Origin of the sequence: Streptomyces sp. NPDC050619, assembly GCF_040654815.1 — a bacterium.
In the GTDB taxonomy this organism is placed as follows: domain Bacteria; phylum Actinomycetota; class Actinomycetes; order Streptomycetales; family Streptomycetaceae; genus Streptomyces.
In genome coordinates this window covers 51,722-77,842 of sequence record NZ_JBFAIR010000002.1, presented here as the reverse complement: position 1 = coordinate 77,842, position 26,121 = coordinate 51,722, and the positions used below count along the sequence as shown (strand labels likewise).

The window sequence follows — 26,121 nt, the reverse complement described above, 5'->3', positions numbered from 1 at the left end:
GGGTTGGCGGGCATGCAGGGACCCCGGTGCGCGTGCGGGTGTCGCACCGGGGCTCTGCCGTCGGGACGGGCGGCGGCTAATCGGCTCGGGCGCCTTTGTCCCCTCCCTCGCTGCTCCTCATGCTGCTGCGGGCGCGCAGCACCTCGGTCAGCAGGCGCGTGGTGGGGGGCAGGGTGGGGAGACCGTCCACGGCACTCAGGGGCAGCGCCGCGAGGTCCGCCAGATCGGATTCCCAGACTCCGGTCCCCGCGGTGGCGGGGGCCGGTTCAGGTGCGGCGACTCCGGCGTGGCGCAGAGCGGGCGGCTGGTCCAAGATGCTCCCTTCTGGCACGGTGGCACGCGATGCCCCGTGTCCTTTCCATCATGGCCATTACTACCCGGGGTGAAAACCGTACGATCACGCCACCGATCACTTCCGATCACGCGAACGGGCCGACGTGGCCGCCAACTCGGTCAGCGCCGCGGCGAGTTCGACCTTCAGCCCCGGATCGTCGTCGAGGGAGACCACGGCGTCGTACAGGTCCCTCAGTGCCTCCGGGTGCCGCCGGGAGAGCCCGTCGAGGATGTTGACGGCGTCGGTACGCGCCTTGCTGTGGCGGCGCAGTACTGCTGTGACACGGGGGTTCAGCGCGGCGACGACCGTCTGGCGTTCGGCGGGATCGTTCATCAGGTCGTAGGCGAGCAAGGCTTCCACGGCCCGCTGCATCGCCGAGAGCGGTCGCGGCACGTCGGGCGGTCCGGCCGGGGGCAGGATCTCGGTGCGGTCGGGTCCTTGGAGCCGGATCTCGGGATACTGAAGAGTACGGCCCTCTTCCCTGAGGGCCGCGATGCGCGCCCGAACGGCCGGAAACAGTTCCTCCGGATCGGGCGGGGCAGGCAGATCGGCCGCCCGGTCGTCCAGCAGACCGAGCAGGACGTCCGAGAACAGGCCGGTGGCGCGCACGGGGTCGTTCGCCGCCACCCTGCCCCGTCCGGCTGCGCGCAGCACGGTCTGCCGGTGCACGTGGTTGGGCCGCCCGACGGGCAGGGCGTCCGCGGGCAGCGCCTCCTGGAAGGCGAGGTCCTCCTCGAAGGTCTCGCAGGCGTCCACGATCCACATCTGCTCGCGCAGACCGGGCACGGCGTCGCCCGCGTACCGGGCGAGCGCGGAGTCCAGGTCGATCCCCGCCTTGTCGGCGACGTCGGCGTCCGCGCAGAACAGCCGCAGCCGCCCGGACCGGTCCAGCACGCCGTGCCCGCCCCACCACACCCACAGGAGGTCCCCCTGGGCCGGGGACAGTTCGCGCACGAGGACCCGGCGCAGGGTCGCCCGGTCCGCGCGTTCGTACGGGACTTCGGGATCGTAGGACGGCAACGGGGCCAGATGCAGCCGGAGTTGGGACTGCGGCACCCCGGCTGCCCGCAGCAGCCGCCAGAACCGTACGGCGTCCCGGGCGGGCCCGGGCAGTCGCCAGCTGTCCCCGGCCTCGTACGCCTCGATCCCGACGACGAGAGCGTGCACCCGGGCAGGGTCGACGGACGGCATCGGGCCCGTCACGGCAGGTGGTCCACGATGTGACGGTACACGGCGGGGTTCGTCCAATAGGCACTGTGGGCGGCGGGGAACGGCTGGCCGCCGTCGACGGCGACATCGGTGACGCGGCCCGGGAAGAGGCCCGCGCCGAGATAGCCGAGCAGATCGCGCGGGTCGTACAGATTCAGCCAGGCGGGAACGTGCGACGGCAGTGGCGCGGGGTGTTCGAGGGACGGCAGGGAGCCCGACTCGTAGAGGAAGGGGCCCTGCGAGCCCGCCGTCACCAGGAGTCCGACCTGCGGCAGCGGGGCGGAGATCAGTGTGTCGAGGGCGATGATGCCGCCCAGGCTGTGGCCGATGACAGCGACGGGCGGTTCCAGGCCGGCGACCAGGGTGCGCAGGTCGTCCCGGAAGGCAGCGCCTCGGCTCAGGTAGCGCAGGATGTCACCGGCAGCGGGATGGGCCGCCTCGGTGAGGGCGCGTCGACGGCGCACCACGGCACGCGAGGCCGCCGCGCCCGCCCTCCGCAGCAGGTAGGAGCGCAGCCCGCGCTCCGTGCCAAGGGGTGGCGCGCCGAGGGCCTCGGCGATGCGAGCGGTGACGGTGTCACGGGTCTCGCCGACCGGAACGAGCGGGAAGTCGGCGTCGAGGGCGTCGGCGATGAGGCGCGCGGTCAGGGAGCGGGCGGCGAGAACGGCGAGGTCGGCCGGGTCGAGGGCCTCGGCGGCGGGGCCGAGCAGGGGATGAGCGGCGAGGTCGGTGGCGGCGCGCGCCAGGCCGGGGCCCAACTCCGCGGCGGGTGTGTCGCCTTGGGCGGCGAGTGCGGTGAGCTGTGCCCGCATCCGCTGCTGAGGCGGCACGGAGCCGGGCGGGCGTTCGGTGGCCGGGGCGGATTCGGCGGCGGCCAGGGCCAGTTCCGCGTACGGGTCGGCGTAGAGGAGGGCCCAGGTCGCAACTGTTTCGTCACCCGTGGCCGGCTCTGCCGGGCCTTCGCCGAGCCCCCGCGTGGTCCCGGACCAGGACGGCAGGCTCGCGCCGCCGGCCGCGAGCGTGGCACCGTGTGCCGCTCCCCAGTAGTAGGGCACGACGCGAAGTCCGTCGCGCCATGCGGTCAGCCCGGCGGCCACGCGCCCCGCCAGCGCAGAGAAGCCCGGTTCGCGAACCCCGGTCCCGTGGATGAAGACGACCGCCGTCATGTGCCCCCCGTGACACCCGTCCCGCGCCGTTTACGACTGCCGTTGCGACGGCAACGTACCCATATTCTAGGGCAGTTGAGTCGACAGAACGTCCGAGGGCTGCCTCTGGCCGGACCGGCGGCCCACCACAACTGGACAAGGGGACACGTTGCGCCCTGACGCGTTGGTTCTGCACTTCGTAGGCGCCGCGGCTCTGATCCTGGTCGCCGCCCACGCGGGCGGATGGCTCGCCCGACGGCTGAAACAGCCCTACATCGTCGGCCAGTTGATGGCAGGCATAGCGCTCGGCCCCTCCCTCCTGGGCGCGCTGGCCCCTGCTGCCCACGAGGCGCTGTTCCCCGCGGAGATCGGCCCGGCGATGACCGGATTCGCGCAGTTCGCCCTGGTGGTGTTCCTCTTCGCCGTCGGCTACGAGCTGGATCTGAAGGTCCTGGGCGACCGGGCGCGGACGGCGGCGATCGTGGCGGTGGTCGCGTTCGTGGTGCCGATGGCCGCGGGCAGCGGCGCCGCGCTGCTGTTCCGGGAGCAGCTGCGCGACCTGGACATGCCCGAACTCACCCCGGCACAGGTGGTGTTCGCCGGGGTCGCGCTGTCGATCACGGCGGTGCCGGTCCTGACAGCCATAGTGCGGGAGAACGGTCTGGCCCGCACCGTGCCCGGTGTGGTGGCGGTCTCCGCCGCCGGACTGCTCGACGTCATCGGCTGGACGGTGCTCGCCGGGGCCCTGGTCGGCGGTGACGGGGACACGCTCGCCTGGGAGTGGCGGGTAGGCGTCACGGCCGGCTTCATCGCGCTGATGCTGCTGGCCGCCCCGCCGCTGCTGCGCAGGCTGCTCTACGCGACCCGCCTGGATCCCGCGCTGCGGCTGGCGCTGCTCATCGGCTTCGCTCTCGCCTCGGCCTGTGTGACGCACGCCGTCGGCGTGCACGTCATCTTCGGCGCACTGCTGGCGGGTGTCGTCACACCGCGGGAGAAGGGCGGCACGCTCGACGCCGACCTGTTGCGCCCGCTGCACGACGTCAGCTCGCTGCTGCTGCCGTTCTTCTTCGTCATCTCGGGGCAGTCCGTGGCGCTCGGCAGCATGGACTCCACCGGATGGCTGACCCTGCTGGCGGTGACGGTCCTGGCGGTCGTCACGAAGATCGGCAGCGGTACGGCGGCGGCGCGGCTGGGCGGTCTCGACCGCGACGACGCACGGACCGTGGGCGTCCTGCTCAGTGCCCGTGGTCTCACCGAGCTGATCGCCCTCGACGTGGGCCTTCAGGCAGGCCTGTTGAGCGGGCGCCTCTACACGGTCCTGGTCTTCATGGCCCTGGCCACGACCCTGCTGACCCAGCCCCTGCTGCTCCTGGTCCGCCGCCCGGCCGGACGACGGCCCACGCCCGCACCGACGCCGGTCCAGGCCGACACGCCCACGGCGCCCATGGCGGACCCTGGCTGACGATCTCCGCCCGCCCGGCCGGCGCGGGACCGCGCCGGGCGCGGCCTCGGGTCAGATGGGCATGGGCGCGATGTCGCACTCGATGCGGCGGCGCTGGCGGGCGGCCTGGAGCCAGGGGTGGTCGGTGCGCAGCACCCCGGCGAAGCCCTCCACCGCCTTGCGCTGGAGCACGTCCGCCTCCTCGCCGCGACCGAGGCCCCGCAGGTCGAGAGCGAGATTGGCGGTGCAGGAGAGGGTGAGCGGGTGGTTCTCGCCCGCCACCTCGGTCAGCAGCGGCAGTTGGGCGGAGTCGATCGTGTGCGCCCGCTCGAAGTCGAGCCGGGCGTAAGCGGTGTTGGCCTGGCCGATGCCGACGGTGAGGGCAAAGGGATGGTGCGGCCCGACCGTGTCGCTCAGCCGGCGCACCACGTCGTCCTCCAGCTCCTGCGCGGTGTCCAGAGCGCCCATGGCCCGCTCGGTGGCGGCCAGGTTCGCCTTGGCCACCAGAGTGTGCGCGTGGTTCCCGCCCATGCGCCGCTCCAGCCTGGTCACGGTGGCCCCGGCGAGCCGGTGAGAGCCCTCCAGATCCCCGGCCAGGCGCCGGTCGACCAAGACGTTGGTCGCCGTGGTCAGCGAGTCGAGGTGGTCGTCGCCGTAGCGGGCCTTGAAGCTGCGCAGGGTGTCCTCGGCGAGCTTGGCGCCCTCGGCGAGGGCCCCGTCCCGGCGGCGGCAGACACCGAGCTCACGGGCGACGCGCAGGGTCAGCGGATGCTCGTCACCGAACGCGGCGAACACCCGGCGGTAGACGTCCTCCTGGAATGCGCGCGCCTCGGGGTACTGGCCCGTCTCCCGCATGTCGACGCCGATACACTGAAGGGAGTTGAGGGTGAAGAAGCTGACGGGTCCGAACAGCGTGTCGCGCTGGCGGGCGGTCTCCTCGTCCAGCGTCAGCGCCTCCTGGTACTGCCCGCACAGGCGCAGGTCGACGCTCCAGCTGTGCGAGGCCCGCAGGGTCGCCGGGTCACCGGTGCCGAACAGTGAACGGGCCAGGTCGGTGGCCTCCTTGCCCAGGTCCCGTGCCTCCTGGAACCGGCCCTGGTTCCGGCGGGCGTCGGACATCTCGCACAGGGAGTCGATCAGTTCCTCGGGTTCGACCCCCGCCCGCCGTGAGACCTCCAGCGCCTTCTCGGTGAGCGGGATCGACTCGCGGATCTGGCCGACCTGGCGCAACAGGAATCCGAGGCCTTTGGTCATCCGGACGACATAGATGTCCTCCTCGCCCGAAGCGGCGAGCCAGGCGCTCCATGCCTGCCGGCCGAAGGCCGCGGCGCCTTCGTGGTCGCCCCAGTAGTAGAGGAACCACATGGTGTCGTAGACCAGGTCGCGGACCCAGGAGTCGGTGCTGGTCACCGCCTGCGAGGCGAGAACGTGGGGCAGCAGCGCCTGATAGTCGCGCCACTCCAGTGGGGATCCGTAAGCACCCGGTTTGGCGGCGGACAGCAGCTGATGAGCGGCCTCCCGCATGCTCTCGCGTTCCTCGGGGCTCAGCTTGGCGAGGAGCACGGTCTGGAGCAGGCGGTGCATCTGCAGGGTGTCGGAGCGCGGCTCGACCTTGATCAGGGAGAACTGGCTGAGGTCGCGGATGGCCCGGTTCAGTCTGATCGACTCGCGCAGCATGCCGTCGATCTGAGGCGTGATGGTGACGCCTCGGCTGCTGCGCAGCACGGACCGCGGGATCGGCTCGGGAGCCATACTGGCGCAGATGTCGAGGAGCTGACGGGCGGCCGGGTTGTTCGCCTTGATGCGTTCCAGGGAGATGTCCCAGGCCGCGGCGACGGAGACCGGATAGTCGGGAGCCCCGTCGAGTTCGAGGATCTCCGGGCTGCGCCGGGCGAGCAGTTCGAGGTACTCGTCGACGAGCATGCCGGTGACGCCGAGCCAGGCGCCGGCCTGCTCCACGGCGAGCGGCAGGTCGCCGAGCTCTTCGGCAAGCCGGTGGGCGTCTTCCCGGCTCAGGTCCTTGGCGCGCTTCTGGAGCAGCTCGATGGACTCGTCGCGCTCGAAGACGTTGACCGGCAGCGAGGTGGCCACGCGTTCCCAGCCCCGGTTCCGGGAGGTGACGACGACCTTGCCCGGACCGTTGTGCGGGAAGTAGCCGCGCACCGCCTCGATGTCCTCGGCGTTGTCGAAGACCAGCAGCCAGTTGTCGAACGGCCTGCCGGTACGCAGCGCCTCCAGTACGGCGGGCACGGCGGTGTTGGCCGCGGCGGCGCCCATGCTGTCCTGGGCGGCCGGGGCGACGCCCAGCTGCGTGGCGAGGGAGGACAGCGCGGCCAGGATGAGGCTCTCGCGTTCGGCCGGGATCCAGCAGATGATCTTGTAGTCGCGCTGGTGGGTGTAGATGTACTCCAGTGCCAGCTGGGACTTGCCGACGCCACCGAGACCGTGCAGGGCATTGGGCAGCACGGCCGCGGTGTCCTGGGTAGCGAGCTGCTCCTCCACGGCCCTCAGCAGCGCCTGGCGGCCGACGAACGAGGTGTTCCGCATCGGGACGTTCACCAGTAGGGCCGGCGTTGTGGTCGTGGTGCTCTGCATGAGCGACTCTGCCTCCGGGGTTTCTTGTTGGTTCGCGCCGGCCGCCGCAGACGGCGCGGATTCTCCAGTCCGATCGGAAATTCCCGAATCCGGGTCACTGCCCGCTGAGCCGGATGGAGGCGTTTCGCCCGCGTTATTCACCTCTGGGGGTGGATCCGCGGGCAAACCGTCTGTCACCCGTACGGCCGCGGCTGGGGCGTTCCTGGACAGGTTCGGTTCTATGCGCCTGGCCCGTTCGGAGTAAGGCCCCGACAGGGCTCGCATCACGGCCAGTTCGCTGCGCGCCCACCCGTGTTCGGCCGGATCGGGCAGTCTGGCCCGCAGCGGGTCGTGCAGGGCGGCGCGCAGTGCGACACCCCGCGCCCCGGCTGCGGGCAGCTCGCCCACCACACTCACCGTGCGGGCGAGTTGGCTGCGTGTGGTGGTCGCGAGCAGCGCCTCGCGGACGCCCTCGGCGAACTCGGGGCGCCCCTCCGCGCCGCCTTCCCAGTCGATCAGCCCGCCCATGAGGATCTCGGCGAGGTGATCGGGACCGGTCTCCGGCATGACGCGTCGCCGCAACTGCTCGACCAGGTCGAAGTCGAAGGGAATGGCGGCCAGTTGGGTGGCGAGCCGACGGGCGGACGGGGTGGCGAGGCTGAAGAAGCGCCGGACGGCGGCGGTGGCGGCGCGCGGGAAGCGCGGGGCGCGCAGGCCGGGAGCGGGGGCGCCCTTGCTGAGGGCTCCCGCCAGCACCACGGGCAGGGAGCGCCGCACGCCGCGCCCACCGGTGACCAGGTCGGACCAGGCGGCGAGGGAGGCGGGTTTCAGGGACAGCACGGGCACGGCGACGGAGTCGTCGCCCGCGTCGGGCAGCGGTCGCATCGGATCGGGCCCGCCGGGCGGGGCCCAGTGCCCGAGGCCGTCGTTGGGCGCCCCGAAACCGCCGGCCTCCAGGACGACCGGGTACGGGTAGAGCGAGGAGCGGTGACGCAGGTGCGGCGGCAGCAGGTGGACGAGGGCGGTGGGGCCGGCGTGGGCCAGCCGGCCGAGGAGTTCGTCGGCGGCGGTGGCGGCCCAGCCGTGGGCGAGGCCATCGGTGACGACGAGGAAGATCCGGCCGCGCCGGCCGTCCAGCAGTTCGGCGGGGTCGGCGACCGCCCGCCCCGTGGACCAGCGCAGTGTGGCGGTGCCGGTGCGCGGCACGGTGACCCGGATCGTGCGCACGCTCCGGAAGGCACCGCTGTGCTCGGCGGCGCGGCCGAGGCGCGCGGCGGTCTCCTCCCAGATCTTCATCGTGGGCGCGTCGTCGAGCAGCAGCACCAGGTCGAAGGCGGAGACCCGGGTCGGGCGCAGAAACGGCATCCACAGCCCGTCGGCGACGCCCTGCTCGGCGGTGGTCTCCTCGTCCAGCTCCAGGCCGTCGCGGGAGGGGATGCGACGGGCCAGTTGGTGCAGGGCGCGCGCGAGCCGGGCCGTGACGCGGCCGGGGCCGGACGGGTCCGGCCCCGCCTGGGGCAGCAGCGGCGGCCCGAGGTGCAGCTTGAAGGGGCCTTCGGGGTGGAGTAAGAGGCGCTGGGCAGCGGCGACGCGGTCGGCGGGCGGGGTCGGCGGGGCGGGGACGCGGTCGGCGCCGGAACGGCTCGTCGTCGGCGGCGCTGAGAGTTCTGGCGTCTTTGTGGTCTCTGTGGTCTCTGGGGGATCGTCCTCGTCAGCCCCGGGCGAACGGGGGGATGCATCGTCGTCGGCCGCCGGTGGGGGTGCGGCCTCGGAGTCCGGTGGCCGTTGTGCCTCCCGGACCGGGCTCGGCGCCTCTTCAGCCGCGCCGCCCGGACCGCCGTGCCGCTCCCAGTACGCGGCGAGCCACACCGCGTCGGCGAACTCCTGCCAGCGCGGCGCGAGGTGATCGGGACCGGCCGGGGTCCGCTCTCCGTGCTCGCTCGCGCGCACGTCGGGCTCCGGGTACGCCGAAGACGGCGGCGACGATCCCGATGCGGGATCCCCGTCGCCCGGTCCGGATGCGCGCTCCCTGGGAAAGCCGGTCATCAGCGGCCCTTCGCGAGGTCGCGGAGGAGCATTTCCACGAGCTTACGCCCGTCACCGTCGGCGTGGAAACCACCCGTGGTAGTCATCTGGACGGCGTTGAGCAACTGGTCGAGGGAATGGGTACCCCCCGCCTGAACCCGCTGAACGAACAGGTCGACCAGGTCTTCCGTGCCTTCCGGCCTGAGGCCCAAGTGCCCTTCGATCATGGCCAGTAGTTGCTCCCGGGTGGGAGTGTGCATCTCCATCGGCAGACAGCGACGACGGAAGGCGGCGGGGAATTCCCGCTCCCCGTTGCTGGTGATCACCACGACCGGGAACTCCCGGCACTCGACTCGTCCGTCCCGCACCACGGCCCGGCCTCCCGGATCACTGGTGTGCACGCTCGCCGCCTCGGCGGCATCGCGCACCAGCTCCGGAACCTCATAACTTCCATTCTCCAGGACATGCAACAGGTCGTTCGGCAGGTCGATGTCGCTTTTGTCCAACTCGTCGACGAGGAGCACCCGGGGCCGACCGTAGGGCAACAGGGCCGTGCCCAGAGGCCCCAGTGTAATGAACTCACCCAGAACCGGCGCAAGTTGACGATCTGTTGACGATGCGCTCGGGTTGACGGCCCGCACGTCGTTTTCGACTGCCGCTTCCGGCCCCGCCACCTCACGCAGTCCGGCCTGCCAGGCGGCGATGGCCTGGGCACGGCCCATGGCGTCATGGACGTACAAGCCGTCGCGCAGGCTGGTACGGCTCACGATGTTCCATTCCAGCACCCGCCCGAGCCCCAGCTCACGCGAGATCAGGTAGGCGAGCGTCGACTTGCCGACGCCGGGAGGGCCGGTGATCAGGAGCGGACGGCGCAGCAGCAGGGCGGCGTTGACCGTGTCTATCTGTTCCTCGTCGAGCTGTGGCGTGATGCCGCCGGGCCCCAGGCGACGCAGTGCGGCCTCAGGATCGTCCTGGGGCGGTGCCTCGACCGGACCGCCGCGGAACCTTCGCCAGGGCGGCGGCGGGCCGAGCGCCGGGGGTGTGGCGTCCTGCGGGTGTCCGGTGGCGTGGAACACCCGCCAGTCGTCCGCGGCCGTCCGTTCCGGTGCGCTCATGCCGAAGCCTCCTAGCTGGCGAGATCGCCGGGGTCGGTGGTCTGGATGTCCACGACCCGCGTGGGGTCGTCCCAGAAGAATCCGATGTTCCTGGCCAGGTACTGGACCGCGTCGTCCGCGCCGCGCTCGGCGTTCAGACGCATGCGGTGGATCACGGAGGGTAGCTGAACGGGCAGTGCCACGGCCGCGAAGACCGCGGTCACCACCTCGCGCCGCTCCTCTTCGAACACGCCTCTACGGTCCCAGACAGCTAATCCGATCCCTTCCGCGATCGCCGACTTGAGCGCCTGAGCGGACGCTCCGGCCGGCGCGTCCAACAGCACCGCCGTATGTCTTGATTCCCCGGCGAGCGCGATCTGCCACGCGGACAGGCGCCGGGCGTCCGCTTCTCTCCAGGGGTGCACCGAGATCCCATGCTGCTTCAGCGCCGCCCAACGACGCTGCCACTGCTGCCGGACCACCGCGTTGTCCGTACGCATGCGTTCCAGACTGCGTAGGTGCACCCCGTATCGAAGGCCGAGCGGAGTGGGCAGACTGTCGCCGATGGCAAACGTCAACCCCGCCACATCGTGGTTCAGCAGCTCGTACGGAAGGATGAACTCTATGTACGCAGGCGGCTCCTGAAGTCTGCTCAGTTCGGGTTCGCGCGGCACCAGCCACCGCTGGGTGCCGCGCTGGAGCGCTTCGTCCACCGACCGGCCGAGGTCGGTCAGGGGGATCGTGTCCGGCTCGCCGGGCCGTGGGTCCCAGCGGCCCGGCGTCGCGTTCGTCCAGGTCCGCACCACCACGTCCGTACTGCCGTCCCCGGCCGGTTCGACGGCGACGACGAGGGTGCGGGGGATGTCGGGCGATCTCACCACCGTCGCGCGCCCCTGGCGCCGCTGCGCCAACTCCGCGGTCAGGCCCGCGCGTCTGACCCAGTCGTCGACCCATGCGGTCAGCGCGAGGCGGTGTTCACCGGTCGGGGCGACATGGGCCGCGAGGTCGAGCAGGAGCACGACCGGCGGCAGACCGTCCCACTGCGTGTTCCATTCGAGGAGGTGTGCGAAGAGCTGCTCGGGGGTGAGTCCGTCGGGCAGGTCCAGCCCGACGAGTTCCTCGGCCAGCTCGTCCCGTAACCGTACGGTGGGCAGGTCGCCGCGGGTGAGGGCGACTCTGGCGCTCTTCTCGTCCTCCTTGGACAACGGCCCGGCCAGGGCGGCGGCAGGAGCGATCAGCCGGTCGAGTTCGTCTCCCGCCGGGGCTCCTTCGAGGATGCGGACCACGCCGACCAGTACGTGTTCGCCGCCCGCCACACTCAGCGCGGCGGTCACCAGACTCACCACGTCCTCACGGAGCTTGACGCCGCGTATGTCCACCTGGCGGCGGAGCTGGCCGCCCAGGAGGCCGGCGAACTGCACCCGGCCCGGCGCGTCCTCCATGCAGCCCAGTTCGCAGAGGACCTCGGTGAGCCGCAACAGCAGCTCGAACTCCGGCTGATGTCCGGATTCGCCGCCGGACCCGCCGAACGCCGCGCCTGTACTCACCGACTTTCCCCCTGAGTCGGTACGCCTGCCTGACCGAGCAGCGAAGTTAGCACGGCAACCAGCGGTTCACCAGGGACGAGTGGGATCGCGACCCGCCTCGGGGCCGTTCGGCGGCCCGCACGCTCACAGCCGCGGGTCCACCGGCTCCGACTCCAGCGCCAGTACCCCGAACACCGCTTCGTGCACCCGCCACAGCGGCTCGCCCTCGGCCAGCCGGTCCAGTGCCTCCAGGCCGAGCGCGTACTCGCGGATGGCGAGCGAGCGCTTGTGGTTCAGGAAACGGCCGCGCAGGCGGGCGAGGTTCTCCGGGCGCGTGTACTCGGGGCCGTAGATGATGCGCAGGTACTCGCGGCCGCGGCACTTGATGCCGGGCTGCACCAGGCGCCCCTGCTCGCTGCGCACCACCGCGCCGACCGGCTTGACGACCATGCCCTCGCCGCCCCGGCCGGTCATCTCCAGCCACCAGTCGACGCCCGCCCGCACCGACTCGGGGTCGGCGGTGTCGACGTACAGGCGACGGGTGGTCTGCAGCAGGCCGCTCGCGTCGTGCTCCACGAGGCGGTCCAGCAGCGCCAGTTGCTCGTCGTGCGGCAGGGCGGCGAGGCTGCGGCCCTGGACGGCGAGGATCTGGAACGGGGCCAGGCGGACGCCGTCCAGGCCGTCGGTCGTCCAGCAGTAGCGGCGGTAGGTATCCGTGAACGCCGCGGCGGCATCGGCCCGTTCGCTCTGGCGTGCCAGCAGGTCCGACACGTCGACGCCCCGCGCCGCCGCGCCCTGGAGCGCGGCCAGCGCGCCCGGGAACACCGCTCCCGAGGCGGCGCCCACGGCCGCGTACTGCGACCGCAGCAGGCCGGAGGCCTTCAGCGACCACGGCATCAGTTCCGCGTCCAACAGCAGCCAGTCGCCCGCGCCGGAGGCGCCATCGGATGCTGCGAGTTCGGTCCACAGGCCGGCCTCGCCGATCGTCGTCCGGAGGCGGCCCAGGATCTCCTCCGTCACCGACTCGTCGTCGAAGAAGGGGCGGCCGGTACGCGTGTAGAGGGACCCGGTGGGGCCGTCCGTGCCGAACCGCTTGCGGGCCGCGTCCGCGTCCCGGCACACCAGGGCCACCGCCCGCGAGCCCATGTGCTTCTCCTCGCACACGACCCGCGCGACGCCGTCCCGCTCGTACTGCGCGAAGGCCTCCGCCGGGTGCTCCAGGTAGCCGTCCATGTGCGAGGTGGCCGTCGGCGCCATGGTCGGCGGGAGGTACGGCAGCAGTCGCGGGTCCACCGCGAAGCGGCTCATGACCTCCAGGGCCGCCGCCGCGTTCTCCTCCCGGACCGACACCCGGCCTGCGTGGCGCGTCTCCACGACCCGGCGCCCGTGCACGTCCGCGAGGTCCAGCGGGCGGCCGTCGTGGCCACCGGGCGCCTCGGTGCGCAGCGGCTTCGCCGGCTCGTACCACACCCGCTGAGCCGGTACGTCGACCAGTTCCCGCTCCGGCCAGCGCAGCGCGGTGAGCTTGCCGCCGAAGACGGCGCCGGTGTCCAGGCAGATGGTGTTGTTGAGCCAGGTGGCCTCCGGGACCGGTGTGTGGCCGTAGACCACCGCCGCCCGGCCGCGGTAGTCCTCGGCCCACGGGTAGCGCACCGGCAGCCCGAACTCGTCGGTCTCCCCGGTCGTGTCGCCGTACAGCGCGTGCGAGCGGACCCGGCCGGAGGTGCGGCCGTGATATTTCTCCGGCAGACCGGCGTGGCAGACGACGAGCCTGCCGCCGTCGAGGACGTAGTGGCTGACGAGTCCGTCGATGAACTCCCGTACCCGCTGCCTGAACTCCTCGCTCTCGCCCTCCATCTGCTCGATGGTCTCGGCGAGGCCGTGCGTGTGCTGGACCTTGCGGCCCTTGAGGTGACGGCCGTACTTGTTCTCGTGGTTGCCGGGGACGCACAGCGCGTTGCCCGAGTGGACCATCGACATGACGCGGCGCAGCACGCCGGGGCTGTCCGGGCCGCGGTCGACGAGGTCGCCGACGAAGACCGCGGTGCGGCCCTGCGCGTGCACGCCGTCGACGTAGCCCAACTTGCCAAGGAGCGACTCCAGTTCGGACGCGCAGCCGTGGATGTCGCCGATGATGTCGAAGGGGCCGGTGAGGTGGGTCAGGTCGTTGTAGCGCTTCTCGGTGACGACGGTGGCGCTCTCGATGTCCTCCACACCGCGCAGCACGTGCACCTTGCGGAAGCCCTCGCGCTCCAACTGCCGCAGGGAGCGGCGGAGTTCGCGGATGTGACGCTGGACGACACGGCGGGGCAGGTCGGCGCGGTCGGCGCGGCCCGCGTTGCGCTCGGCGCAGACCTCCTCGGGCACGTCGAGCACGATGGCGATGGGCAGCACGTCGTACTGCTTGGCCAGGTCGATCAGCTGTCGGCGGGAGTCCTGCTGCACGCTCGTGGCGTCGACGACGGTGCGGCGGCCGGCGGCGAGGCGCTTGCCGGCGATGTAGTGCAGGACGTCGAAGGCGTCACGGCTGGCGCTCTGGTCGTTCTCGTCGTCGGCGACCAGGCCGCGGCAGAAGTCGGACGAGATCACCTCGGTCGGCTTGAAGTGCCGGCGGGCGAAGGTGGACTTGCCGGATCCCGAGGCGCCGACGAGGACGACGAGGGAGAGGTCGGTGACGGGCAGGACGCGCCCCTGCTGCTGGGAAACCTGAGTCTCGGTCATGCTGCCTTCGCCTCCTTCTCGTTCATGGTCCTGACCGTGGCTGTGCTCATGGAAAAGATGGCCATCTGCGTGGGCGGTCCCACCTCGGGGTCGTCGGGCCCGACCGGCGCGAACTCCACGCCGTACCCGTGCCGTTCGGCCACCGCCCTGGCCCAGGTCCGGAACTCCTCGCGGGTCCACTCGAAGCGGTGGTCGCCGTGCCGGACGTGGCCGGCCGGGAGGGTCTCCCAGCGCACGTTGTACTCGACGTTCGGGGTCGTCACCAGGACGGTGCGGGGGCGGGCCGCGCCGAACACCGCGTACTCCAGGGCGGGCAGCCGGGGCAGGTCGAGGTGCTCGATGACCTCGCTGAGCACGGCGGCGTCGTACCCCTTGAGCCGGTTGTCTGTGTAGGCGAGCGAGCTCTGGAAGAGCTTGACGCGCGAGGCCTGCCGCTCCCCCATGCGGTCCAGCTTCAGCCGCCGGGAGGCGATGGTGAGCGCGCGCATCGACACGTCGACGCCGACGATCTCGGTGAACCGTGCGTCCTTGAGCAGCGCCTGCACCAACTGGCCCTGGCCGCATCCGAGATCGAGCACACGGGTGGCGCCGGACCCGCCGAGCGCGGCGACGATCGCGTCCCGGCGCCGCACGGCGAGCGGGGTCGGCTTCTCCTCCGCCTCGGTCTCCGCCCCCACCGCGTTGTCGATCTCCTCGACCTCGGTGTCGTCGGCCTCGGCCAGCCGCACCAGCTCCAGCCGCTCCATCGCCTGCCGGGTCAGCGACCAGCGGCGCGCCAGATAGCGGCTGGTGATCAGCTTCTGCTCGGGGTGCGCGGGCAGCCAGCCCTCGCCGGCCCGCAGCAGCTTGTCGACCTCGTCGGGCGCCACCCAGTAGTGCTTGGCGTCGTCGAGGACCGGGAGCAGGACGTACAGATGGCGCAGGGCCGCGGCGAGGGTGAGCTCCGCCGACTCCAGGACGAGACGCACGTACCGCGAGTCGCCCCACTCGGGGAACTCGCTGTCCAGCGCCACCGGCTCGGCGGTCACCGCCCAGCCGAGCGGCTCGAAGAGCCGTCGTACGAGCTCCGGGCCGCCCCGGGCCGGCAGCGCGGGCACCTCGATGCGCAACGGCCTCGCCTGCTCGGGGAGTTCGGGCCTGGCGTGGCACACGCCCCGCATCGCGCTGGAGAAGACGCCGCTCAGCGCCACGGCGAGCAGCGAGGAGGCGGCGTACGGGCGGTCGTTGACGTACTGCGAAAGCGCCGCGTCGGGGGCCCCGCCGCGCCCCTTGCCCTTGCCGCGCCGCACCAGTGCCACCGCGTCGACCTCCAGCAGCAGCGCCGCGGTGCAGCGCCCGGCGTCGGCCTCGGGGTAGAGGACGTGCGCCTTGCCGTAGGACGTGGAGAACGCCTGCGCCTTCTCGGGATGCTTGTGCAGCAGGTAGCCGAGGTCGGTGGCCGGGCGGTCGGGGGTGCCGGTGGTGCTGATGGTCAGGAACACGGTGGGGATACCTCGAAACGCCGGATGAGCTTCACTGACGGACAACAGCGGGGGTCCGCACAACGTACAGCGAGCCTCCCTGGAACACTCGGGATTTTTCCGTCAGCGCTCCAGGTCAGGGGTGCAGTGCGCCATACCGCTCGGGTCTGCTCGGCATACGCCGCCGGGTCGCCGCCGTGGACGGCACGGGGTTCCCCGGTGGACATCTGCCGGCGGCGACTGGTTTACGACAACCGCGACTGGTTTACGAGAGCTGCGCCTGCACCTCGGACGAGATCAGCTCCAGGTGCTCCAGGTCGGAGAGGTCGAGGATCTGGAGGTAGAGGCGCCGGGAGCCGATCTCCGCGTACTGGCCGATCTTGTCGACGACCTCGGCCGGGGTGCCGGCCAGGCCGTTGGCCTTCAGCTCGCCGGCCTCGCGGCCGATCGCGGCGGCACGGCGGGCGACCTCCTGGTCGTCCTTGCCGACGCAGACGACGAGGGCATTGGAGTACGTGATGTCGTCCGCCTTGCGGCCGGCCTCCTCGGCTGCGGCGCGGACCCGGCCGAACTGACGCTCACTGTCCTCGATCGAGGCGAACGGCATGATGAACTCTTCGGCGTACCGCGCGGCCAGCCGCGGGGTGCGGGTCGCGCCGTGGCCGCCGATGAGGACGGGGATCTTCTGCTGCGCGGGCTTGGGCAGCGCGGGCGAGTCGGTGAGGTCGTAGTGCTTGCCGTGGAAGTCGAAGGTCTCGCCGAGCTTCGTCGCCCACAGTCCGGTGACGATCTCCAGCTGCTCCTCCAGCCGGCCCATCTTCTCCTTCGGGAACGGGATGCCGTACGCCGTGTGCTCCTCCTCGAACCAGCCCGAGCCCAGGCCCAGTTCGACCCGGCCGCCGGACATCTGGTCGACCTGCGCGACCTGGATGGCGAGCACGCCGGGCAGCCGGAAGGTGCCGGCGGTCATCAGGGTGCCGAGCCGGATGCGCTCGGTCTCGCGGGCCAGGCCGGCGAGGGTGATCCAGGCGTCGGTGGGGCCGGGCAGGCCGTCCACCGAACCCATCTTGACGTAGTGGTCCGAGCGGAAGAATGCGTCGAAGCCCAGGTCTTCGGTGGCCTTGGCGACCGTGAGAAGGGTGTCGTACGTGGCCCCCTGCTGGGGCTCGGTGAAAATGCGAAGATCCATGCTCCTATCCTGCACGCCGTCGTTACGGTCACCCCCAGCGGTCCCCCTGGGCGCTCCCCGGCCGCCCTCTTGCCCGGTCGAGTGAAAATCCGTCAATGCCGCAGGCGGGGGGTGACCTCGCCAGTGACCCGGTCCCGTGGTGATCGTTGGCTCGGGCGGAGCCGGACCGTCCGGCGCCCGCACCGGGCCGAGGAGGCCGTCATGTCCGACATGTCCGAAGAAACTGTGCCGCTCCAAGCAGGGGCTGGGCAGCCGAGAGGGTTGCTTCAGCAGATGGAGGAGTTGATGGCGGCGCTGAACGCGGACCTGTCGGCCCTGGACGCGGATCTCCAGTCGGCCGGAGGCGCGGGCCAGGCGTCGGCGCCCGCGTCCGCCTCGATTGAGGAGGGTGACCTCGGATGAGGAGGGCGACCTCGAATGAGCTCCGCGTGGAGCCTTCGCTGTCAGCCCGCCTCCCTCTCCCGTAGCGCCTGATCCCGGTCCGCAAGTCTGCGCAGCATGTCCAGGACGCGGTCCCTCGACTCGTCCGCCGCGTCGATCGCCTCCATGCACTGCCAGTACCTGCCCTCGTCGTCCGCCGCGGAGGCGAGGCCGACCAGGGCGATGCCCACCTCGCCGAGCAGTCCGCCGAGGTACATCAAGGCCTGACGGGCGTCGCCCAGTTCGGTGAGCTGGGTCGCCCGCAGGTCCTCGGTCACGATGTCCGGCCGGTCCAGGACCCCGCAGCCTCTGCTCGCCAGTTCGGTCAATCCCCGTGCCTCGCCCCGCAGTTCGGGCGGGCCCGCCATCGCCAGCCGGCTCCCTATCGCCTGGGCCAGGGCCTGCGCCTGCCACACCTCCGCCATGACATCCGGCCCCACGTCACTTCCCGCCAGGGCACGCCTGCTCGTCACGATGAGCCGCACCGCGTCCATGCGCTGCCCCCGTCTGTCTCGACGCGCCCTTCGGCACGTCCGCCCGAACTTCCTTGCCCAGTACACATGCACTACTTGTCCACTACCCAGCGTGAGGGTCGCTGAGACGAAAAGCTAGAGGAAGACCGAAATCTGCGGACAACGAGTCGATATCGGCCGGGTTTTTGACTGCGGAGAGTGAAAGCGGAGTTGCCTGCTCCTCGCGACTGCTCCTTGCGGCTGCTCCGCGCGACTGCTCCTCGCGACTGCTCCTCGCGGCTACGCCTTACGACGCCGGAAACCTCCGCTCGTTCCGGTCGATCTTCGCGTCCAGCGCCGCCAGCGGATCGATGCCGAGCACCTCGCACAGCTGGAGCAGATACGCGAGCACGTCGGCGACCTCGTCCGTGACCCGGTGCGCGGTGTCGGGGTCGGCCATGACGCGGGCCGACTCCTCGGGCGTCAACCACTGGAAGATCTCGACCAGTTCGGAGGCCTCCACGCTGAGCGCGGCGACGAGGTTCTTGGGGGTGTGGTAGGGCTGCCAGTTGCGCGCGGCCGCGAACTCGGCCAGCCTGCGCTGGAGTTTCGCCACGTCGAGAGGTTCTGTCACGGCTTCAGGTGTACCACCGTGACCGAGTCCACCCCGACGGCCCACGACGCGTCGCCCACCGCCCCGACGAGCCGGATATGGCCGCGGTCGCACATGCGGGCCGCGAGTCGCAGCAGTTCGGTCCGCTGCCGTGGGTCCAGGTCCCGGTCCAGGTTGTCGGCGAGCACCGTCAGCGTCTGCATGGCCGCCGGCACCTCGCCGGCCGCGTCGACCTCCAGCACCCCCGGCCCGGTGAGCAGCACCAGCGCCAGCGCGACGTACCTCAGCTCGCCGTCGCCCAGCCGCCCGCACTCCGTCCGGTTCCCGTCGCCCCGGTCGAGCAGCGCCCGGACCGTGCCGTCGGTGAGCTGCTCGGCGAGCAGGTCCGCGACGGGTCCGGCGCATCCGGCGCGCACCGCCGCGACGAGTTGTGTGTGCCGGTTCCCGCACTCCACGCGGGTGCGCCCCAGTACGTCGGCGAGGTTGTCGCAGCCGCCGAGCAGCCGCCCGGAGCCGGTCCGGACGGGGGCGCGCATCCGGCCGGGCCGCGGATCGCAGGAGAAGACGGAGCGCAGGGCGACCACCATCTGTTCGGCGGCGGCGAGCACCCGGCGCTGCCCGTCCGTCTTGCCGGCCACGCGCAGCGGGAGCAGCGCCGTGCCGAGCCGGTCGTCGGGCAGCGGGGCACGGGTGACCGGTGCCGAGCCGGCCGTGTGCCAGGCGGCCTGTACGGTGCGGCGCGCCGGGTCACGCAAGGCGGTCTCCAGGAGGACCAGGTCGTCCGCCGTCAACCGCTCCCCCACGATGCGCAGTTCGGGTTCCGCCTGGATCGCGACGTCGAGCCGGACCGGGCCCTCGGGGCCGTCGGCGACGCAGCCGATGCGGAAGCCGCGGCGGTGCTGGGCGTCGGGCCGGGCCCGCTCGGGCACGCAGGCGACCGGGTCGGGGAACACCTCGCCGACGTCGGCGCCGCCGCCGAGCCGGGCGAGTGCCTCGTACGCCCGCAGCGCGCTCGTCTTGCCGCAGCCGCTGGGCCCGGCGAAGAGGGTGAGCGGTCCGAGCGGGAAGCCGGCGCGGCGGTGTGCGGCGAAGGCGGACAGCCGCAGTTCGGTGACGCACGGACGGTCGGGACGGTCCGGACCGTGCGGACGGTCCTCGCCGGCGCCGCGTGACGCCGGGGACGGCACGGAGGACACCGGGGACTGCACAGAGGACATGGGGGACGCCGCGGACATGGTCGTGGCGGGGGACACGGTCATATCCGGACGGTAGGACCACGCCGTCAGGCGAACCGTTCCGCCCCGGCGACCTTCCTACGATCGGGCGACCGTGACTCCTGACCCCCTCACGCCTCGGGAACCTTCGCCCCCTCCATGAGCCCCGTCACCTCGGTTCCGGCCGGCGTGAGCAAGAACACGTTCCGGTCGACGCGGTGCATCCCGCTCGCCAGGCCGAAGACGACACCCGTGCTGAAGTCGAGGACCCGCTTGGCGACCTCGGTCTCCGCGCCGGTCAGGTCGAGCAGCACGGGGATGCCCGCCATCAGCGTCTCGGCGACCTCGCGGGCGTCCGCGAACACGATGATCCGCAAGACGACGAACCGGCGCCTGGCCTCGGTCTCGGCCTCGGGTATGGACCGGTGGCCGACCTGGGACGGCCAGGCGTCCCGGCCTCGCAGCGGTACGACCTGGGCGAGCCCCTCCCACTGTTCGTCGGTGACATCGCGGCTGTTCACCGGCATGCTCCGTCCTTGGCTCGCACTGCTGTCTGCATCGCGCAATTCTTACGCATGGTCACCCGTTCGGCCCAACTGCGACACGCTCCGCGATCCGGGCACACCTCACAGCGGCCCCGGAACGGCTGTGTGACGGGCGTAACGCCTCGTGATCAAGCCGTGTGACATCGGCGTAACGGGCATTTCGTACCGTCGACGGCATGACGACGACCCCCCAGACGCGACAGACGCGGCAGACACAGCAGGTGCGGACCGCCTGCTCGTACTGCGGTGTGGGCTGCGGCATGGTGCTCGACGTCGGGATGGGGCCGGACGGGCGGCGTACGGTCCTGAAGGCGTCCGGCGACAAGGCGCACCCGGCGAACTTGGGACGGCTGTGCACCAAGGGCGCGACCACCGCCGACCTGCTCGCCGCGCCCGGACGGCTGACCAGCGCGCTCGTGCGGGACGACCGGGGCGAGGAGCCGGTGCCCGCGCCCGCGGCCGTCGCGATCGCCGAGACCGCACAGCGGCTGCGGGCGATCATCGACGAGCACGGGCCGGACGCGGTCGCCTTCTACGTCTCCGGGCAGATGAGCCTGGAGGCCCAGTACCTGGCGAACAAGCTGGCCAAGGGATTCGTACGGACCAACCAGATCGAGTCGAACTCGCGGCTGTGCATGGCCAGCGCGGGTGCCGGATACAAGCTGTCGCTGGGGGCGGACGGGCCGCCCGGGTCGTATGACGACTTCGACCGCGCGGATGTCTTCCTGGTCATCGGGTCGAACATGGCCGACTGCCATCCGATCCTGTTCCTGCGGATGATGGAGCGGGTCAAGGCGGGGGCCAAGCTCATCGTCGTGGATCCGCGGCGCACCGCGACCGCCGCCAAGGCCGACCTGTTCCTCCAGGTCGAGCCGGGCACCGACCTCGCCCTGCTCAACGGGCTGCTGCACCTGCTGCACGAGAACGGACACACCGACCCCGACTTCATCGCCGCGCACACCGAGGGCTGGGAGGCGATGGGTGAGTTCCTGGCCGACTACCCGCCCGCGGCCGTCGCCGAGCTCACCGGGATCGCCGAGGACGACCTGCGCGAGGCCGCCCGGCTGATCGGCGAGGCGGGCGAGTGGATGAGCTGCTGGACCATGGGGCTCAATCAGTCCACGCACGGCACCTGGAACACCAACGCCCTGGTCAACCTGCATCTCGCGACGGGCGCGATCTGCCGTCCGGGCAGCGGGCCCTTCTCCCTGACCGGCCAGCCGAACGCGATGGGCGGGCGCGAGATGGGCTACATGGGGCCGGGGCTGCCGGGGCAGCGGTCGGTGCTCGTCCCCGAGGAGCGGGCGTTCGTCGAGGAGCTGTGGGACCTGGAGCCGGGGACCGTCCGCGCCGACGGGGTGGGCAAGGGCACCATAGAGATGTTCCAGAAGATGGCCGACGGCGACATCAAGGCCTGCTGGATCATCTGCACCAACCCGGTCGCCTCGGTCGCCAACCGCCGTACCGTCATCGAGGGCCTGGAGGCCGCCGAGTTCGTCGTCACCCAGGACGTCTTCGGGGACACGGAGACGAACGCGTACGCCGATGTCGTCCTGCCCGGCGCGATGTGGACCGAGGCGGAGGGCGTCTTCGTCAACAGCGAGCGCAATCTCACGCTGAACGGGGCCGTGTCCGACCCGCCCGGGGAGGCGATGGCGGACTGGCGGATCATCGCGGCCGTCGCGCGGGAGATGGGATACGAGAAGGGGTTCTCGTACGACAGTGCCGAGCAGGTCTTCGAGGAGATCCGGGGCTTCTGGAACCCCGTGACGGGGTGGGATCTGCGCGGGGTGACGTACGAGCGGCTGCGGTCGACGCCCGTGCAGTGGCCGGCCGCGTCGGAGGAGGGGCCCGAGCGCAATCCGATCCGGTATGTGGGGGACGGTGAGCTTCGGTTCCCGACGGCGAGCGGGCGGGCCGTCTTCCATGCCCGGCCGCACCTGCCGGCCGCCGAGCTGCCGGACGACGACTACCCGTTCGTCCTCAACACCGGGCGGGTGCAGCACCAGTGGCACACGCTGACGAAGACCGGGAAGGTCGCCAAGCTCAACAAGCTGAACTCCGGGCCGTTCGTGGAGCTGCATCCGCGGGACGCGCGGGAGTTGGGGATCGCCGACGGGGACCGGGTGGAGGTCGCCTCGCGGCGGGGGCGGGCGGTGCTGCCCGCGGTGGTGACCGACCGAGTGCGGCCGGGCGGCTGTTTCGCGCCGTTCCACTGGAACGACCTGTTCGGGGAGTATCTGAGCGTCAACGCGGTGACGAGCGACGCGGTGGATCCGGTGTCGTTCCAGCCGGAGTTCAAGGTGTGCGCGGTGTCGCTGACGCGGGTGGCGGCGCCGGCGGTCCCCGAGGACGTCCCCGTCCCGACCGCCCTGGTCCCGACCACCCTCGTCCCGACCGCCGTCACCCCGGGCGCGGACCCCTTCGGGCTCGCCCCGGCCCCGCCGCCCGTGCTCTCGGCTCAGGAGCGGCTCTATCTCACCGGCTTCCTCGCGGGCATCGACTCCGGCGCCCCCGGCGTTCCGGTGCTCCCGCCGGACGCGCCCTTCAGTCCGGAACACGCGCTGTGGGTGAACGGCGTCCTCGCCGGCATGTACTCGCGGACCACGGCCGAGCCCCAGGTCCCGCGCGGCCGCGAGGTCGTCATCCTGTGGGCCTCGCAGACCGGCAACGCCGAGGAGTTCGCCTCGGCCGTCGCCGACCGGTTGTCCGAGAGCGGGCACACGGCGCGGCTCGTCGGCATGGACGACACCGACCTGGGCGCGCTGCCGTCCGGCGCCGACCTGCTGCTGATCACCAGCACCTTCGGCGACGGGGACGCGCCGGACAACGGCTCCGGCTTCTGGGAGGCGCTGTCCGGGGAACAGGCCCCGCGCCTGGAGGGGGTCCGCTACGCCGTCCTGGCCTTCGGCGACTCCTCGTACGACGACTTCTGCGGGCACGGGCGCCGACTGGACGCGCGGCTGGACGAGTTGGGCGCGGTCCGGCTTGCGCCGCGTATCGACTGCGAACCGGACTACGAGCCCTCGGCGGACGCGTGGCTGGACGAGGTGCTCGGCGCGCTGGGCACCGAGGGCGACGTCCAGGAACCCGCGACGGGTACGCGCTCCCCGGTGGCGAAACCCGCCCGCTCCCCCAGGCCCGCCCCCACCGCCGCCCGTCTCGTCGGCAACCGGCTGCTCAGCCTGTCCGGTGCGGACAAGGAGGTCAGGCGGTTCACCTTCGACACGAGCGGGACCTCCCTGACGTACGAGACCGGGGACGCGCTCGGGGTGCGGCCGGTCAACTCGCCCGCGCTGGTGGCGGAGTGGCTCGCGGTGACCGGCGTGGACGGATCGGCCTCCGTGTCTCTGGACGGCGTCGGAGAGGCGAGCTTCGCCGAGGCCCTGCACCGGCACCTGGACATCACGCGGATCACCCCCGACCTGCTCCGCTTCGTCGCCGAACGCGTCCATGACGACCGGGAGTTGCGCAGGCTGCTGCGTCCGGACAACAAGGACGGTCTCGCGCAGTGGAGTTGGGGTCGGCAGGCGGTGGACGTGCTCGCCGAGCACCCCGTGCGGGCCGGCGCGCAGGACTGGGCGGACGTACTCAAGAAGCTGCAACCCCGGCTGTACTCCATATCGTCCAGCCCGCTCGTCGACCCGCATCTCGTCTCGCTGACGGTGTCCGTCGTGCGGTACGAGAACCTGCACGGCCGGCCGCGCGGCGGGGTCTGCTCGCCCTTCCTGGCCGACGCCGAGCCGGACACGGAGGTGCCGGTCTTCGTGCAGCGCTCGCCGCACTTCCGGCCGCCCGCCGACGCCTCCACGCCGATGGTGATGGTCGGCCCCGGCACGGGCGTCGCGCCTTTCGTCGGCTTCCTCCAGGAGCGGCACGCACTCGGGCACCGGGCGCCCAACTGGCTGTTCTTCGGCGAGCAGCACCGCGCCTGCGACTTCTACTACGAACAAGAGCTGGGCGCGCTGCTCGACGACGGCACTCTGACCCGCCTCGACACCGCCTTCTCCCGCGACCAGCGCAACAAGGTGTACGTGCAGGACCGGATGATCGAGCACGGCCCCGAGCTGTGGCGCTGGCTTCAGGACGGCGCCCACTTCTACGTCTGCGGCGACGCCTCCCGGATGGCCAAGGACGTGGACCGGGCGCTGCGGGACATCGCGGTCACGCACGGCGGGCTGGACGAGACCGAGGCCTCGGCGTGGGTGAAGCAGCTGGCGGCGGCGAAGCGGTACGTACGGGACGTCTACTGAGGATCCTTTTGCCATAAGGTGTCTGCAAGGTGTCTGCTTACTCCGGTACGACCGCTTCTTACGGGTCTCACACCGGAATCTTCACCTCCGGCGGTGCCCGCCTCACCAGCCCCGATTAGCGTCCCCTTTCGTGCTCTTGGCAGATACACAGCTGTCGGCACCCGGCCGGCGGACGCTGTCGGCGGTGTCCGTCACCCCGGAACCTCCCGCGCAGTGGCATCGCGTCCTGACCCTCCTCGCCACCGTCAGTCTCTTCATCGGGACGCGGGCGGTGTGGACCGACGCGGCGACCCACCGGCTTCCCGTGGCCGCCGTCATCTCCGTGTGCTACGCCTCGATCCTGGTGTGCGGGGTCACGGCCCTGGTGGTACGCCGGGAGAGGTCGCTGGCACGCGTGGACCTGTGCGTGCTGGTCACCGCCGTGACGCTCGTCCTGTGCGCGTGGATCCTCAGCCACCACGGCTCCGACGAGGCCGACCTCACCGCCCAGGCCGCCCGGTCGCTGGTCGCCGGGCACCCCGTCTACGGGCAGCCCTGGCCCTGGCTCTTCGGCCACGGCGTCGCCCGCACCCTGACGGTGACCGGCGGCTACGACTACACGTACGGCTATCCGCCGCTGGCCCCGATGCTGACCGCGTCCCTGCTGTGGCTGGGGCCCGGCGGCACCGCGGCGACGGCGGTGGCCACGGGCGCGCTGATCGTCGGCGCGGTGGTGCTGTGGCGGCTGCTGCCCGTGCCGTGGCGGTCGGCGGCGACGATGGTGTGCCTCGGCTTCGCCATGCTGCCCACGTACGGCCGGCTCGGCTATCCGGCGATCCTGGCCCTGGCCCTGCTGGTGCCGGTGGTGGTGCGCTGGCCGCGGATCGGGCGGGGCGGGCGGCTCGGCGCGGCCGGGGTGGCGCAGGCGGCCTGTCTGGGCGCGGCGTGCGCGGCGCAGCAACTGCCGTGGTTCCTGGCGCCGTTCCTGCTCGCCGGGATCTACGCCGTACGGCGCGGGGAACTGGGCGCGCGGGCGGCGGGGCTGGTGCTGCTGCGGGTCGCCGGGGTCGCCGTCACCGTATGGCTACTGATCAACACGTACTTCATCGTGAGCGAGCCGGGCGACTGGTTCACCGGTATCGCGCTGCCGCTGACGCAGGGCGCGGTGGTGCACGGGCAGGGCGTGGTGGGCATCTCGCTCTACTTCACGAACGGCAGCGACCGGCTCGACTGGTACTCCCATGCGAGCGTGCTGCTGCTCGCGGGCCTGCTGGCCGTGTTCGTGCTGTTCGTGCGGCGGCTGGGGCCGGCGGCGGCCGTCCTGCCGTGGTGCGCCTTCTATCTGGCGACCCGTTCGCAGGACGGCTACTACCTGATGATGACCCCGCTGTGGCTGGCGGCGGCGGTCACCGCGCCCCCGTCGGAGTTCGCCGGCGCGTGGCAGCCGCGGCTGCGCCGGCTGTCCGGCCCGCACCGTCGTCCGGTGCGGATCGCCGCGGCCGTGCTCCTGCTCTGCCCCGCCCTGGCGAGCGCCGCGTGGGCGGCGACGGGGACGCCTCCGCTGCGCATGCGGGTGGCCTCCGTGCACCGGGCCTCGGCGACCGCGGTGTCCCGGCTGACCCTGCGGGTCACCAACACGGACGACACCCCCCTGACGCCCCACTTCACGCTCACCGCGGGCCAGGGCATGTACCCGTACTGGTCGATCGTGCGGGGCCCGGCCACCCTGCCGGCGCATACGTCGGCGACGTACGAACTCCGGCCGCCCAACGGGAGGTACCCCCTGCCCCGGCCCGGCGCCCGCATCCGGCTGCGGGCCCTCACGCCCTCGCCGCAGACGCTGTCGAGCGCCGACGTCCGCTTGCGGCCGTAGGGGTGACGCGGCGCCAGGCGGCGACGCCTCAGGCTGCGGCGCGTCAGGCGGCGG

17 protein-coding genes are annotated in these 26,121 nt (G+C 71.9%); 4 read left to right on the top strand and 13 right to left on the bottom strand.

The window, feature by feature from the left end:
* Positions 1-76 precede the first annotated feature (76 nt).
* The 3 genes from AB0I77_RS03525 to AB0I77_RS03515 form a co-directional block, all read right to left on the bottom strand.
* Entirely contained in the window at positions 77-313 is a 237-nt protein-coding gene (locus tag AB0I77_RS03525) for a hypothetical protein (protein ID WP_363280645.1), read from the bottom strand.
* 96 nt (positions 314-409) lie between these two features.
* Positions 410-1,537 (bottom strand): caspase family protein, encoded by a 1,128-nt coding sequence (locus AB0I77_RS03520; protein WP_363280644.1) that lies wholly within the window; start codon positions 1,535-1,537, stop codon positions 410-412.
* Positions 1,534-2,709 (bottom strand): hypothetical protein, encoded by a 1,176-nt coding sequence (locus AB0I77_RS03515; protein ID WP_363280643.1) that lies wholly within the window; start codon positions 2,707-2,709, stop codon positions 1,534-1,536. The genes AB0I77_RS03520 and AB0I77_RS03515 overlap by 4 nt, the downstream gene beginning before the upstream one ends.
* Positions 2,710-2,857: 148 nt before the next feature.
* Here AB0I77_RS03515 and AB0I77_RS03510 point away from each other — a divergent pair, with 148 nt between their 5' ends.
* A complete protein-coding gene (locus AB0I77_RS03510) occupies positions 2,858-4,150 on the top strand; it encodes a cation:proton antiporter (protein WP_363280642.1) in 1,293 nt (430 codons plus the stop codon).
* 51 nt (positions 4,151-4,201) lie between these two features.
* Here the strand turns inward: AB0I77_RS03510 and fxsT are convergent, their stop codons facing one another.
* The 6 genes from fxsT to AB0I77_RS03480 all read right to left on the bottom strand — a co-directional run bounded on the left by fxsT (position 4,202) and on the right by AB0I77_RS03480 (position 16,718).
* Complete coding sequence (gene fxsT, locus AB0I77_RS03505) at positions 4,202-8,653, bottom strand: FxSxx-COOH system tetratricopeptide repeat protein (RefSeq protein WP_363280641.1); 4,452 nt, start codon at positions 8,651-8,653, stop codon at positions 4,202-4,204.
* 95 nt (positions 8,654-8,748) lie between these two features.
* The gene (locus tag AB0I77_RS03500; RefSeq protein WP_363280640.1) at positions 8,749-9,843 is read right to left on the bottom strand and encodes an AAA family ATPase; all 1,095 of its coding nucleotides are present in this window, start codon (positions 9,841-9,843) and stop codon (positions 8,749-8,751) included.
* Between the two features lie 11 nt (positions 9,844-9,854).
* Positions 9,855-11,369: a hypothetical protein gene (locus AB0I77_RS03495; protein WP_363280639.1), complete on the bottom strand. Its 1,515-nt coding sequence runs from the start codon at positions 11,367-11,369 to the stop codon at positions 9,855-9,857.
* 123 nt (positions 11,370-11,492) lie between these two features.
* Positions 11,493-14,069, bottom strand: a complete 2,577-nt coding sequence (locus tag AB0I77_RS03490; RefSeq protein ID WP_363280638.1) for a polynucleotide kinase-phosphatase — start codon at positions 14,067-14,069, stop codon at positions 11,493-11,495.
* A complete protein-coding gene (locus AB0I77_RS03485; RefSeq protein WP_363280637.1) occupies positions 14,066-15,550 on the bottom strand; it encodes a 3' terminal RNA ribose 2'-O-methyltransferase Hen1 in 1,485 nt (494 codons plus the stop codon). Before AB0I77_RS03485 ends, AB0I77_RS03490 begins: the two co-directional genes overlap by 4 nt.
* A gap of 244 nt (positions 15,551-15,794) precedes the next feature.
* Positions 15,795-16,718 (bottom strand): LLM class F420-dependent oxidoreductase, encoded by a 924-nt coding sequence (locus AB0I77_RS03480; RefSeq protein ID WP_363280636.1) that lies wholly within the window; start codon positions 16,716-16,718, stop codon positions 15,795-15,797.
* Positions 16,719-16,928: 210 nt separating this feature from the next.
* Between AB0I77_RS03480 and AB0I77_RS03475 the strand changes: the two genes are divergently transcribed.
* Positions 16,929-17,120 (top strand): hypothetical protein, encoded by a 192-nt coding sequence (locus AB0I77_RS03475; protein WP_363281131.1) that lies wholly within the window; start codon positions 16,929-16,931, stop codon positions 17,118-17,120.
* Positions 17,121-17,161: 41 nt separating this feature from the next.
* Here the strand turns inward: AB0I77_RS03475 and AB0I77_RS03470 are convergent, their stop codons facing one another.
* The 4 genes from AB0I77_RS03470 to AB0I77_RS03455 form a co-directional block, all read right to left on the bottom strand.
* A complete protein-coding gene (locus AB0I77_RS03470; protein ID WP_363280635.1) occupies positions 17,162-17,632 on the bottom strand; it encodes a DUF6099 family protein in 471 nt (156 codons plus the stop codon).
* Positions 17,633-17,897: 265 nt separating this feature from the next.
* Positions 17,898-18,224 carry a nucleotide pyrophosphohydrolase gene (locus tag AB0I77_RS03465; RefSeq protein ID WP_363280634.1) on the bottom strand — a complete coding sequence of 109 codons (327 nt, stop codon included), beginning with the start codon at positions 18,222-18,224 and terminating at the stop codon, positions 17,898-17,900.
* Positions 18,221-19,462, bottom strand: a complete 1,242-nt coding sequence (locus AB0I77_RS03460; protein WP_363280633.1) for an ATP-binding protein — start codon at positions 19,460-19,462, stop codon at positions 18,221-18,223. Before AB0I77_RS03460 ends, AB0I77_RS03465 begins: the two co-directional genes overlap by 4 nt.
* A gap of 86 nt (positions 19,463-19,548) precedes the next feature.
* On the bottom strand, positions 19,549-19,944 hold the full coding sequence (locus AB0I77_RS03455) for a cell division protein SepF (protein WP_363280632.1): 396 nt from the start codon (positions 19,942-19,944) through the stop codon (positions 19,549-19,551).
* Positions 19,945-20,138: 194 nt separating this feature from the next.
* On the opposite strand from AB0I77_RS03455, the gene AB0I77_RS03450 reads away from it, so the two are divergent.
* The gene (locus tag AB0I77_RS03450) at positions 20,139-24,215 is read left to right on the top strand and encodes a molybdopterin-dependent oxidoreductase (protein ID WP_363280631.1); all 4,077 of its coding nucleotides are present in this window, start codon (positions 20,139-20,141) and stop codon (positions 24,213-24,215) included.
* A 184-nt stretch (positions 24,216-24,399) separates the two neighbouring features.
* On the top strand, positions 24,400-26,067 hold the full coding sequence (locus AB0I77_RS03445; protein WP_363280630.1) for a hypothetical protein: 1,668 nt from the start codon (positions 24,400-24,402) through the stop codon (positions 26,065-26,067).
* Positions 26,068-26,121: the final 54 nt, after the last annotated feature.